Annotated in this window: 14 protein-coding genes; 7 read left to right on the top strand and 7 right to left on the bottom strand. The window is 42.9% G+C overall.

What is annotated here, in order from left to right; all coding sequences use genetic code 11:
• The first annotated feature begins 75 nt into the window (after nt 1-75).
• From K6V21_RS14600 to K6V21_RS14585, 4 genes are all read left to right on the top strand, one after another.
• The gene (locus tag K6V21_RS14600) at nt 76-1,509 is read left to right on the top strand and encodes an MATE family efflux transporter (protein WP_224319052.1); all 1,434 of its coding nucleotides are present in this window, start codon (nt 76-78) and stop codon (nt 1,507-1,509) included.
• A complete protein-coding gene (locus K6V21_RS14595; RefSeq protein ID WP_044265037.1) occupies nt 1,448-2,023 on the top strand; it encodes a Crp/Fnr family transcriptional regulator in 576 nt (191 codons plus the stop codon). The genes K6V21_RS14600 and K6V21_RS14595 overlap by 62 nt, the downstream gene beginning before the upstream one ends.
• 238 nt (nt 2,024-2,261) lie before the next feature.
• Nucleotides 2,262-2,825, top strand: coding sequence for a Crp/Fnr family transcriptional regulator (locus tag K6V21_RS14590; protein ID WP_224319051.1), 564 nt, complete (start codon nt 2,262-2,264; stop codon nt 2,823-2,825).
• A 71-nt stretch (nt 2,826-2,896) separates the two neighbouring features.
• On the top strand, nt 2,897-3,223 hold the full coding sequence (locus tag K6V21_RS14585) for a DMT family transporter (RefSeq protein WP_217713869.1): 327 nt from the start codon (nt 2,897-2,899) through the stop codon (nt 3,221-3,223).
• 63 nt (nt 3,224-3,286) lie between these two features.
• Here K6V21_RS14585 and K6V21_RS14580 read toward each other — a convergent pair whose 3' ends face one another.
• Nucleotides 3,287-4,078, bottom strand: a complete 792-nt coding sequence (locus tag K6V21_RS14580; protein ID WP_007213212.1) for an META domain-containing protein — start codon at nt 4,076-4,078, stop codon at nt 3,287-3,289.
• A gap of 207 nt (nt 4,079-4,285) precedes the next feature.
• On the opposite strand from K6V21_RS14580, the gene K6V21_RS14575 reads away from it, so the two are divergent.
• The 3 genes from K6V21_RS14575 to recA all read left to right on the top strand — a co-directional run bounded on the left by K6V21_RS14575 (nt 4,286) and on the right by recA (nt 7,100).
• Nucleotides 4,286-5,479: a saccharopine dehydrogenase family protein gene (locus K6V21_RS14575; RefSeq protein ID WP_007213211.1), complete on the top strand. Its 1,194-nt coding sequence runs from the start codon at nt 4,286-4,288 to the stop codon at nt 5,477-5,479.
• Nucleotides 5,480-5,507: 28 nt separating this feature from the next.
• Nucleotides 5,508-5,954: a thioredoxin-dependent thiol peroxidase gene (gene bcp, locus K6V21_RS14570; protein ID WP_007215901.1), complete on the top strand. Its 447-nt coding sequence runs from the start codon at nt 5,508-5,510 to the stop codon at nt 5,952-5,954.
• Nucleotides 5,955-6,056: 102 nt separating this feature from the next.
• A complete protein-coding gene (gene recA / locus K6V21_RS14565; RefSeq protein ID WP_044265029.1) occupies nt 6,057-7,100 on the top strand; it encodes a recombinase RecA in 1,044 nt (347 codons plus the stop codon).
• An 83-nt stretch (nt 7,101-7,183) separates the two neighbouring features.
• Here the strand turns inward: recA and K6V21_RS14560 are convergent, their stop codons facing one another.
• The 6 genes from K6V21_RS14560 to K6V21_RS14535 form a co-directional block, all read right to left on the bottom strand.
• Nucleotides 7,184-7,939: a DUF4252 domain-containing protein gene (locus K6V21_RS14560; RefSeq protein ID WP_217713870.1), complete on the bottom strand. Its 756-nt coding sequence runs from the start codon at nt 7,937-7,939 to the stop codon at nt 7,184-7,186.
• Between the two features lie 6 nt (nt 7,940-7,945).
• Complete coding sequence (locus K6V21_RS14555) at nt 7,946-8,473, bottom strand: hypothetical protein (protein WP_007215899.1); 528 nt, start codon at nt 8,471-8,473, stop codon at nt 7,946-7,948.
• A complete protein-coding gene (locus tag K6V21_RS14550) occupies nt 8,454-8,969 on the bottom strand; it encodes an RNA polymerase sigma factor (protein WP_007213205.1) in 516 nt (171 codons plus the stop codon). Before K6V21_RS14550 ends, K6V21_RS14555 begins: the two co-directional genes overlap by 20 nt.
• Before the next feature lie 187 nt (nt 8,970-9,156).
• On the bottom strand, nt 9,157-10,563 hold the full coding sequence (gene ltrA / locus K6V21_RS14545; RefSeq protein ID WP_224322048.1) for a group II intron reverse transcriptase/maturase: 1,407 nt from the start codon (nt 10,561-10,563) through the stop codon (nt 9,157-9,159).
• Between the two features lie 488 nt (nt 10,564-11,051).
• Nucleotides 11,052-12,062 (bottom strand): YeiH family protein, encoded by a 1,011-nt coding sequence (locus K6V21_RS14540; RefSeq protein WP_007213204.1) that lies wholly within the window; start codon nt 12,060-12,062, stop codon nt 11,052-11,054.
• Between the two features lie 96 nt (nt 12,063-12,158).
• The gene (locus K6V21_RS14535) at nt 12,159-13,055 is read right to left on the bottom strand and encodes a LysR family transcriptional regulator (RefSeq protein ID WP_224319050.1); all 897 of its coding nucleotides are present in this window, start codon (nt 13,053-13,055) and stop codon (nt 12,159-12,161) included.
• Nucleotides 13,056-13,078: the final 23 nt, after the last annotated feature.

The following is a 13,078-nucleotide window of genomic DNA, read 5'->3' as shown; positions in this document are numbered from 1 at the left end:
AGCTACGAGTGCCTTTCGGCATCATAGCGCAGCCACTCGTAGCTCGTAGCTTGTAGCTCGTAACTAAATATAATTATGGAAAGAGATAGCATTGATTTTAGAAACACAGACATCGCGGCATTGTTCCGCAAATTATTACTCCCTACTGTACTGGGAATGATATTTTCCGCATTATTTGTCATTACGGATGGAATATTCGTAGGAAAAGGTATTGGCAGTGATGCACTTGCAGCAGTAAATATAGTGGCGCCATTATGGTTATTCTCTACGGGCATCGGACTGATGTTTGGTGTAGGAGCATCTGTTGTAGCCTCCATCCACTTGTCACATGGAAAAGTAAAAGCTGCCCGCATCAATATTACTCAGTCTATAGTTGTATCTTCATTGTTGTTGATAGGTACCTCCACGCTATTCTGTTCGTTCGCCCCACAGGTAGTACATCTTTTGGGCGGTTCCGAGCGTTTGACCCCACTGGCTGTAGAATATATGGTATGGTTTGTCCCGTTCTCGGTGTTTACCGCCCTGCTTAATTCAGGAATGTTCTTCCTGCGTCTGGACGGATCACCCAACTTTGCCATGATGTGCAACGTAGTAGCTGCCATCTTGAATATCATTCTCGATTACCTGTTCATCTTTCCTTTCGGTTGGGGCATGTTCGGTGCAGCTATTGCCAGCGCCATCGGTACTACGGTGGGAGCATTGATGATAATCATCTACCTCTCCCACCGCAAATGCGCTCTACGCTTTTACCCCGTAAAATTCACTCGCAAAAGTATGCGACTGACTCGTCGTAATATAGGTTATATGTGCCGGCTAGGGTCTTCTGCTTTTCTGTGTGAAGTAGCTATTGCCTGCATGATGTTTGTCGGAAACATCGTGTTTATACATTATTTACAAGAAGAAGGTGTAGCTGCATTCAGCATTGCATGTTACTTCTTCCCTATCATATTTATGGTATACAACGCCATTGCACAATCCGCTCAACCCATTATCAGCTACAATCACGGACTTCATGAAGAAACCCGTGTACGTCGCGCCTATTTATTGGCGCTGAAAACAGCCATCGGCTGTGGTACTGTCTTCGCTCTGGTCACCATCTTCTTCAGTTCGGAGATTGTTTCCATGTTCATCGACCGCAGTTATCCGGCCTATGAAATAGCCAGCAAAGGACTTCCTCTATATGCTACCGGCTTTATTTTCTTCGCTGTCAATATCGTTTCCATCGGATATTTTCAAAGTGTGGAACGGGCTCGTTATGCCACTATCATTACCCTGTTGCGTGGTTTCGTCCTGCTGACAGCGTGCTTCTTCGGACTCCCCCTACTCTTTGGTAATCCGGGTATCTGGTTGGCAACCCCTCTGGCTGAGCTACTGACCACCCTTTTCATACTTACTATTTATATAAAAGCAAAAAGAAAGCACAAAAAAAATATAGTATCTTTGCAGCATGGAAATGATGATAAAGAAATTCTGCCAAAGATACAGACTCCCGGAAAAAAGCCTGCATGAACTTTTGTCACACATGACAGAATATCATTTCGGTAAAGGGGAATCCATTGTGAAAGAAGGAGAACGTAACAGTAACTTCTACATCTTGAAAAAGGGTATCTGGCGTGCTTATTATATGATAGACGGTACTGAAAGTTCCCTTTGGTTTGCCGGAACAGGAGAAATAGCTTTTTCCTCCTGGGGTTATGCCAATAATGAAGTCTCACAAGTGAATATTGAATCTGTGAATGAAAGTATTGCCTATGGTATTGCCAAACCGGATTTAGAAGAACTCTTCAATAGTTCTATAGAGTTATCCAACTTCGGTCGAAAAATCTTTGAACAGGAAATTTTATTCATTGATAGCTACACATTGGCATACGGTACTCCAAGTGCCAAAGAGCGTTATCTGACCCTAATGGAAGAGAATCCGGAACTGTTGCAATATGTTCCGTTAAAACATTTAGCATCGTATTTATATATTACACCACAGTCTTTGAGCAGAATACGGGCAGGGCTGAAGAGAAGGAAATAAATCATCCCAAGACATCCATTTCCTTATTCGGAATCTGCAACTTCGCAATCTGTCATCTCCATATCTGCTCCGTATCTGCTCCGTACCACCTCCGTACCAAGCCTATACCTATGACTATGGAGATGGTACGGAGCAGATACGGAGGTGATACGAAGATAGCATGGAGATGATACGGAGACAGTACGGAGATAACACCGTGCAAATGCCATAAATAAAGATACATAATACAGTACTCAATATGGATTTAGATCAGATTATCGATAATATAGGCAAGCTGCCGGAGCCGTCAAAGAATGCGCTGAAGGAGATCATCTCTGAAGTCACTCACCCCAAAGGGCATATCCTATTCAGGGCGGACAAGGTAGAGACCAAAGTATACTTCATCAAGAAAGGCATTGTACGTGCCTATACTGAGTTAGCCGACAACGAAATAACATTCTGGTTCGGACGCGAAGGCGATACGGTGGTATCCATGAAAAGCTATGTATCCAACCAAAGAGGCTATGAGAATATAGAACTTTTGGAAGAATGTGAACTATATGAAGTAAGGAAACGAGCCTTACATGAATTATTCAGCAAGGATATACACATCACCAACTGGGGAAGAGAATTTGCAGAAAAGGAATTGCTCAAAACAGAAGAAAGGTTTATCGGCCGACAGTTCAAGACATCCCTGGAACGTTATAGAGACCTGATGAATCATACTCCGGATCTTTTGCAAAGAGTACAATTAGGCTATATCGCTTCCTATCTTGGTATTACACAAGTCAGCTTAAGCCGTATTCGGGCTAAATTCAGATAAATCACTTTTTATCATTTGTTAAATAAGAAGTCAAACCAATTCATGAACTTTGCACACAAAAAACAAAAGTTATGAGTTGGATATATTTGATTGTGGCCGGATTGTTCGAAGTAGCGTTTACATCGTGCATGGGCAAGGTTAAAGAAACAACCGGTAGTGAAATGTACTGGTGGTTCACCGGTTTCATTATTTCGATGAGTATCAGCATGTTTTTGCTGATAAAGGCAACGCAAGCCCTGCCTATTGGTACGGCTTATGCTGTATGGACAGGGATAGGTGCGGTAGGAACCGTATTGGCGGGCATACTGATCTTCAAGGAACCTGCTACTATATGGAGGTTATTTTTTATTGTAACGCTGATAGGTTCAATTATCGGTTTGAAAGTAGTATCTCATTAAAGCAAAAAACAGGATACCAATTGATATTGGCATCCTGTTTTTCTATATTCTGGATTATTCGGATTACTTCTTTACCAGTACCATCACCAGTGTATTATCCGCATCATAAAGTCCGATGCCACCACCGGCCAGTTTACCGAAAGACTTCACTTCATTCAGTGCTTTCATCACACGGCCTTCTACTTCCATATCCGGACAAGCCATCATAGTGCTAATGAGTTGCGGGAAAGAAATTGCAGAGCTGTTCTCATTGTCTGCAACAAATCCGCCATTAATAAGATTACAACCGGCATTGCCGTGTATTCTCTTTTCAGAAAGATTGAACTCAATAAACGGTTGTTTCTCCATACCTTCGGGAATGGACTGACCACCGGCTTCGGAAATAATCCACTTACCACTCAAATCTGATAGTTTCACTGTAGGAGCTTTCTTTTGTAATACAATAATAGGACGATTGGATGAACCGCACAAAGCGATGTTCTCCTTGCCTAACTTTTTATACTTCTTCACTTGTCCCAAAGCAGACAACACGTTTTGTTCCAGCGTCATATCCGGACAAGCCATACGCGTACTTGCCATAGCTCCGAGATCAATTGTACCGGGTTTAGCGTTCACATCGAACGAACCCATCATACGGTTACAACCGCTGTTACCGAACACTTTTCCGGTATTCGTATCAAAACCGATAAAAGGGAATTCCTGATTGGGAGCAGGCACTACGGCAGCACCGTTTATTTCAATAATATTCCATTCACCATTGATGGAAGATAATGTCGCAGCATCTTTGGAAGAGCGACAAGATGACAGAGCTATCAAAGCTCCTGCCATACAAAGAGAAACGATTACTTTTTTCATTGTTATTCGTTGTTTAAGTTAATTTTCGCGGGGCAAATATATACAAAATAACCCAAATACAAGCGGTTTGTTTAGAAATAGAAGCTTTTTATAAAAAGTATTTAGTCGGATTTTAATGTTTATCTGCGAATTAAATCCTATATTTGCTCACCAATAAAAAAGAAGGATAGTTTATAATTTGTAACTCGTAATTTGTTATTAAAAGAAATGGGTAAAGTTCTTATTATCGGTGCAGGCGGTGTAGGTACCGTCGTTGCGCACAAGGTGGCTCAAAATCCGGATGTATTCACTGAGATCATGATTGCCAGCCGCACAAAGTCCAAATGCGACGCTATCGTAAAAGCAATCGGTAACCCCAACATCCAGACCGCACAGGTAGATGCCGACAATGTGGATGAACTGGTTGCTCTCTTTAATAGCTTCAAACCCGAAATCGTCATAAACGTAGCACTTCCCTATCAGGATCTTACCATTATGGAAGCTTGTCTTAAAAGCGGAGTCAACTATCTGGACACTGCCAACTATGAGCCGAAAGATGTGGCTCACTTTGAATACAGCTGGCAATGGGCATATAAGAAACGTTTTGAGGATGCCGGACTGACCGCCATCCTTGGTTGCGGTTTCGATCCGGGGGTAAGTGGTATTTATACTGCATATGCTGCCAAACATTATTTCGATGAAATGCAATATCTGGATATCGTAGATTGCAACGCAGGTAATCATCATAAGGCATTTGCAACGAACTTCAATCCGGAAATCAATATTCGTGAAATCACACAGAACGGACGTTACTATGAGAATGGCCAATGGGTAACTACCCAACCGTTGGAAATCCATAAGGACCTGACTTATCCGAATATCGGACCACGTGATTCCTATCTGTTATATCACGAAGAATTGGAATCTTTGGTGAAAAACTTCCCTACCATCAAGCGTGCACGTTTCTGGATGACTTTCGGTCAGGAATACCTGACTCACCTGCGAGTAATCCAGAACATCGGTATGGCTCGTATCGATGAAGTAGATTACAACGGAGTAAAAATCGTTCCGTTGCAATTCCTGAAAGCCGTATTGCCTAATCCGCAGGATCTGGGTGAAAATTATGAAGGAGAAACTTCCATTGGCTGCCGTATCCGGGGATTGAAAGACGGTAAAGAACGCACCTACTACGTTTACAATAATTGCAGCCACCAGGAAGCCTATAAGGAAACAGGTATGCAGGGTGTAAGCTATACAACAGGAGTTCCCGCCATGATAGGTGCCATGATGTTCCTCAAAGGATTGTGGAAGAAACCGGGAGTATGGAATGTGGAAGAGTTTAATCCGGACCCATTCATGGAACAGTTGAACAAACAGGGATTGCCTTGGCATGAAGTGTTTGATAAAGATTTGGAAGTATAATTCTTCATTTTTAATTTAATTATAGATTATGCAAGTTGGAGATAAAGCGCCCGAAGTATTGGGCATCAATGAAAAAGGCGAAGAAATCCGCCTCAGCGATTATAAAGGAAAGAAGATAGTTCTTTATTTCTATCCCAAAGATATGACTTCAGGATGTACGGCACAAGCCTGCAACCTGCGCGATAATTATTCAGAATTACGCAAGGCCGGCTACGAAGTAATTGGCGTAAGTGTAGATAATGAAAAGTCGCACCAGAAATTTATTGAGAAAAACAACTTACCTTTCCCGCTAATTGCAGATACGGATAAGAAACTCGTGGAGCAATTCGGTGTTTGGGGAGAAAAAAGTATGTACGGACGTAAATATATGGGAACCTTCCGCACCACTTTCATTATCAATGAAGAAGGAGTGATAGAGAGAATCATCACTCCCAAGGAGGTGAAAACCAAAGACCACGCCGCACAAATATTATAAGTACACAAGGAAATTAGTTAACGAGTTGACAAGGAGATAGCAAGGTCATTCCTTGTCAACTAATGCCTGGTCAACTCGTCAACTCTAATAACAGTAAGCAATATGGCAAAGAAAGACGAACTTAATTTTGATAACGAAAATGGCGGCAAGATGGCATCCAGCGAAAAGTTGAAAGCCCTGCAAGCCGCTATGGACAAGATAGAAAAGAGCTTCGGCAAAGGTTCTATCATGAAAATGGGCGACGGCATCGTCGAACAAGTAGAAGTAATCCCCACTGGCTCTATCGGACTGAACGTAGCGCTTGGCGTCGGCGGTTATCCGCGTGGACGTATCATCGAAATTTACGGTCCGGAATCATCCGGTAAAACAACTCTGGCCATCCACGCCATTGCCGAAGCACAAAAGGCCGGTGGCATTGCGGCATTCATTGATGCTGAGCATGCATTCGACCGTTTCTATGCTGCCAAACTGGGTGTAGATGTAGATAATCTCTTCATTTCCCAACCGGACAACGGTGAACAAGCATTGGAAATTGCAGAACAGCTGATTCGCTCCTCAGCTATCGACATCATTGTTATCGACTCTGTGGCCGCCTTAACTCCAAAAGCCGAAATAGAAGGTGATATGGGCGAAAACAAGGTGGGTCTGCAAGCCCGTCTTATGTCGCAAGCATTGCGTAAACTGACCGGTACCGTCAGCAAAACGCGTACCACCTGCATCTTCATCAACCAGTTGCGCGAGAAGATCGGTGTCATGTTCGGCAATCCCGAAACAACGACCGGTGGTAATGCACTGAAATTCTATGCATCCGTACGTATCGACATCCGCGGAAGCCAGGCCATCAAAAATGGTGAAGAAGTGCTGGGCAAGCAGACCAAAGTAAAGGTTGTAAAGAATAAAGTAGCTCCTCCCTTCCGCCGCGCGGAATTCGACATCATGTTCGGTGAAGGAATCTCCCGCGCCGGTGAAATCATCGACTTGGGTGCCGACTTAGGTATCATCAAGAAAAGCGGCTCCTGGTTCAGCTACAACGACACAAAAATTGCCCAGGGACGTGATGCAGCCAAACAGGTCATCCTTGATAATCCGGAACTGGCCGAGGAACTGGAAGGACTGATTTTCGAAGCATTAAAAAAAGACAAGTAATCAAATTTTCACTCATAACAAAAGGGGAACCGGAATCGGTTCCCCTTTCTCAACAAACTATTTACACCTATCAGCGGACAGCCTCATTCCAAGTCTTCCAAGCGCTTTTCCAGCATCTCCATGCTCTCCTCAAAACGTTTCCAGGAATCGGCATCCATCTGTTTCTTTAAATATTCGCTATCTTTTAGTTTACCTAAGTCTTTCAAATTCTTTAATCCTTTCAGGCTTTCCAGACTTTTCAAGCTTTCCAAACTCTTCAAACCTTCTAAGCCCTGCAAGCTTTCCAATCCTTTCAAACCGTCCAAAACGCCCAAATCCGCCAAATCAAGAGTACCGTCTACGATACGATATACATTCCCTCCCGCATTCATACTGGTATTTTGATACATCATGATATTCTGAATATCTTTCAAAGTCATTTCTCCTTCCAGATAAACGAACTTCAAGTTAGCAGCACCGTCTATAATCATAATCAGTTCCTTCACCTTATCCCCTTTCCTATTAATATAGAATTCGGAACTGGAGACATTCCCCTTCTGCTTCATCAACAGCTCATATTTGGACGACTGTACCAGTGTACGCAAATCTTTCCGCAAATCCTTCTTGATATTATTATCCATTGTAGAAACAATCTGTACGCTTTCCAGCTTACCGGACACTTTCCCAATATAGATATCCTTCGTGAAAAGATTGGGGTTCATTTCAATCATCGCTTTTGAGATATAAACAGAGGAAACCCCTTTCATATCATTATACGTATTGAATATATTTTTCTGCGCCTGGCAGAGCAGGGGGAGCATCAGCAGCACACCTGCCAATAAAATCTTGTTGAGTTTCATAATCGTTTATCTTTGCATTTCTTTTTTTACTTCCTGATTAACTTTTTTCATATCCATTTGCGTTTCCTTCACCTGGGCAATGCCTTGATTCAGATTGGTGGAAACTTCAATCAAAGTGGCTTGCAAAACCTGATAAGCTTCTTCCGGATCAGAGAATGTATCCTGCGGTGTGGGCGGACACACATCTTTTCCCAGATTTTCCACACCATATCCGATGCCTATAATTACCAGTATGGTTGCTGCAACACTCCCAATCCAGCGCCAGTTACGTCTGGATTTGTTAGGTCGGAAGAAACGTTGTTCTTCTTCAGCCTTTTCATCAATCAGCCGGCTCAGTTTATCCCCCAAGCCCGCAGGAACTTCCACATCTCTATCTGCACCCTGGTTAAGGCTAAGAAAAATTTCTTTATCCTTTTGCAGATGTTCGGGCACTTCCGTTGTTCTGAAATAATCTCTCAACGCCTCTTCCTGGCTCTCGGTAGTGTTCCCCTCATAAAACTCGGCGAGCAGCCTTTCAATTTCCTCGACTTTCATAGTTATTCCATTTATTAAATTCCTCACGTATTCTTTTCCTCGCCCGGGACAGCAGTACACGGATATTTGTAGAGTTCAATCCGGTCACTTGTTCTATCTCTTCGTAAGAACAGCCTTTGACATCACGCAGGTTCACAATCCGCTGCTGCTGTTCGGGCAAGTGGGCAATGATATCTTTTACTTGCCTTACTTCGTCACGTACCTCCAGATTATCAGCTTGAGAAATATCCTGTACAGCAGTCAATTCCACAGTTTGCCTGGATAAGACATACTTCCCTGAACGAAGCAAATCAAAGCACATATTCTTTACCAAAGTGACACTGAACGCTTCCGGGTTACTGATAACCATCAATCCTTCCCGCTTATCCCATAGCTTCAGATAGGCTTCCTGAACCAAGTCCTCCGCATCTGCCGCATTCTCAAGCAGCCGATAGGCTACACTGTACAGCTTGCGGTGGTAGGGCAGAAACTCATTTTTAAAACTTTCAGCATCCATGGGCTTTTTCTGTATCTCAATCCTGTTTATTGGTTGTATCTATTGATTAGACGTAAAGGGACAGAAGTTTGTTACAAAGAAAATGAATTTTATAATCGAGTAGGAGGAAAACGAAGTAGTTTTCTTCCTACTTTCGCTTTCCGACCTCTCACACCACCACGCATGCCGTTCGGCACGTGGCGGTTCTTTACTTACGATGCAATTTACTGTAATACTCCATCAAGGTAGGGTACCCCACTAGTTTCAATTTGTCATTATCCATGGCAGAAGTTAGGATTCTGCTCCCAGCTATACACCAATACCCTAAGCGAGTATTGGCATGTTGCCAGGCATAGAACTTACTGATGCCACACTTCTGCAAATTGGCAAACCGAGTTTTGACCTTCTTCCAGTATTTCCATATACACATGCGTATCCTACGACGAAGCCATTCATCTATACGTTTCAGATAACTCTGCATATCTGCCAACTGAAAGTATTCAATCCAGCTACGTATAAACAGATGAAGCTTTGATTTGCGCTGCTCATACCCCATACCATTACTTCTTCCGGTCAGTTCTTTCAAGCGAACTTTCAGTTTAAGGTAACTTTTGGGATGGACAGATAAGCGACATTCGCCATTCTTTACATAAAAAGAATAACCCAGAAACTTCATGCCACGAACATAACCAACGCTGGTTTTATCTTGATTTACCTTTAGGAAAAGATCTTTCTCAATAAAAGCGCTTATGCTCTTCTTTACACGCAGGGCAGAACGTTTACTCTTACAGAAAATCATACAGTCGTCCGCATAACGCACAAACTTGTGCCCACGGGATTCCAACTCTGTATCCAATTCATGGAGCATAACATTGCTCAGCAAGGGGCTCAAAGGTCCTCCTTGGACAGTTCCCTGAACACGGCTCTCGTAGTGACCAGCTACCATTGCCCCCGAGAGGAGGTATTTATGGACGAGGGAGATAACACGACCATCCTTCACGGTGCGTGACAAAATCTCTATCAACTTGCTATGATTAACTGTGTCGAAGAACTTTTCTAAGTCCAAGTCAACACAGTATTTATGACCACTATTGATATGAGATTGGGCGCGTCGCAAGGCTTGGTGAGCACTGCGTTTAGGGCGGAAGCCAAAGCTGTTGTCACTGAACTGGCGTTCGTAAAGCGGACTAAGCACCTGGCTGATGGATTGTTGAATAAGACGGTCAATAACGGTAGGAATACCTAATTGACGTTTCTTACCTCCATCCTTGGGAATTTCAACCCGCCGGACGGGATTGGGACGATAGCTACCGTCCAACAAAGAGTTTATCAGTTCGTCTTTATGGAGTTTCAGGTAAGGAAGTAAATCTTCCGTTTCCATCTTATCGACACCTCCACAGCCACCGTTGGCCACGACCTGCTTGTAGGCGCGGTTCATGTTTGCGGGCGACACAATACGTTCCAATAAAGCATCTTTGGTAAATTGCGCTTCCACGAGGTGGTTTTCAGTTATCCCAATAAAGGTCTGCACTCCGGCATAGCTTTCGGATTCCGTCCTATCCTTTTGCCGGCAGTTATCACTCAAGGTTGATATTTTCTGCATTCGTTCCTTTATTTGGTAACATTCATTGACTACTCGCTTAAATAAAGTTCAGACCTTCCCCGAATGCCGATTTTTTTTTTCGGGTACTATGTCGTCTGCTGACTTCTCACAGCAAGCTTTACTCCGTGCTTCTGAAAAAAAAACATCTGCACGTCTGTGAGACCTCCCCAGTTAAGAATACATTCTTTCCATCTTATACCTGCCGGATTTACTTTGGATGTTTCCGGATAGTTATAAGGCTTTGTCTTGTTTAGCAGACTAACCCACATCCTTTAGCCTTATATCCGGTTTCTGTACGTCAGGCCAGATGTTTGCCGCTACCTTCCTTCAGATTCCAACTCACGATGGACACCCTTGGCGTTGGCTAAACACTTCCCACTATCAGGGCGTGTTAGGGACTTGCACCCATTAGAATATACCCATGCTGGGCGAACCAAAAATGCGGCAAAAGAAATTTTCTTCTGCCGCATACCTTATATTAATATTAATAAGTGCTTTCTTTAGAACCAATAAATATACGCCAGCGTGCTTACGCTAATTGTAACCCACAACAACACACCTTGAATAAGTGGTTTGATACCCACTGCCTTCAATACATCACGCGAAAGGGAAGCACCGATAAAGAACAAAGTGATAGTCAGTGTCTTTCTGGCCAGACTGTTAATTCCCTCTCCTATCATAATACCGGTTTCCGATGAATTTAATACATATGTATTGAATACCATAGCCAAAATAAAGAAGAAAATAAACCAGGGGATACTTATCTTCTGTCCTTTACTCTTGAATACAAAAGAAGTAATCAAAGCCAAAGGAATAATCCACAAGGCACGTGTCAATTTAATGGTCGTAGCAATTTGCAAAGCTTCTTCACCATAAGCCGCACCGGCACCCACTACCGAACTGGTATCGTGTATAGCAATTGCCGCCCATGTTCCGAATTCTTGCTGACTCATATCTAGAGCATGGCCAATTACCGGAAAGATAAACAGTGCAATAGCATTCAGAATAAAAATAGTACCCAGTGCTACAGACATTTCCGTATCTTTTGCCCGCAACACAGGACCTACCGCCGCAATAGCACTACCACCACAGATAGCTGTACCGGAACTAATGAGGTAAGAAGTATCACGGTCTACCTTCAGGAATTTACGACCGATGAACCAACCGATAAGCATAGTGCCCACTACTGAAATAACAGTGAACTCCATTCCTTCTTTACCCGAGGCTAAAGATGCCTGAAGATTCATACCGAATCCCAATCCCACCACTGAATACTGCAAAAGATATTTGGATACTTTCTTATTAAACTTCGGATGTGCCTGCCCGCTTGACAAAGCAAAAATCAATCCCAGGAACAAAGCGACAGGAGGTGTCACCCAAGTAGAATAACCGGGGATATAATCCAATAATAAGAAGATTGATAAAAGCACCACTAAAGACACATAAGTAATTTTGTTCTTCCGTTGAAGATACGCCAGAGTGTTTACACTCGCAGTTTGAATTGAAGCCATAATTTTTTTTGTATATCAATATTTATATTATTTCTGATTTCCGGGTGCAAAGGTAGGCTTCTTTACCTATATACACCAATTGTATCTGTTTATACGCTATAACTTATGGTTATGATGTGCAGCAAACTGCATAAAGACCTGGGAAAGCCCGCTCTCCTGTCCCTGAGGTTGGGCAAAACTAAAATCACGAAGCATAACCATATCTTTTATCTCAACGACACGCAGTTGTCCGGCATAGAGTTCACGGGTGATAGAGCGAATGGAAACGATTCCCATGCAATCAGTATGTTCCAGGAAAAGTTTGATACTTTCCGTACTACCCAAATACATTAATACCTGAAGAGACGATAACTTTATATTATGCTGTTGCAATGCTTTCTCAAAGACATCCAAGGTGCCCGATCCTCTTTCACGAAGCACTAAAGGAATACGAAGCAACTCTTCGGGAGTAATTTCTTCACCTACCTGTAGTTTACTTCCCGTACGTGTCACAGCCACCAGTTCATCCTCCAAAAAAGTAGTATATTTCAGATTTGGTAAACGGAAAACACCTTCCACTAACCCAAGATCTATGCGGTGTTCCTGCAAAGCCGCTTCTATCTCACGTGAATTGCCGTTCATCAATGAAAGATTTACTTGCGGAAACTTTTTGATGAAGCTGGCAAGCAATGGAGGTAAAACATATTGGGCAATGGTAGTACTGGCGCCCAGACGCAATTCTCCGGTATATTCATTATGCAGCAAATGCATCTCATATTCCAATCGCTTATAATCTTCCAGAATACGGCCACAATGTTCCCAAAGTAACTTTCCCGCTTCGGTCAAACTAATCTTGCTACCTTGCCTGTCAAACAAACGCGCCTGATAAGTGCTTTCCAACTCTTGTATATGCTTTGTTATGGCAGGCTGACTGACAAACAACTCTTGCGAAGCTTTCGTGAAACTCAGGTTCTTCGCTACAGACTGAAATACTTTTAAACGAAAATCAGACACGGGAGCTAGTGATTAAAGGTTAG

This window comes from Bacteroides cellulosilyticus (genome assembly GCF_020091405.1).
Taxonomy (GTDB): domain Bacteria; phylum Bacteroidota; class Bacteroidia; order Bacteroidales; family Bacteroidaceae; genus Bacteroides.
The sequence above is the reverse complement of the archived record's forward strand: the minus strand, read 5'-3'. Positions and strand labels throughout refer to the sequence as shown.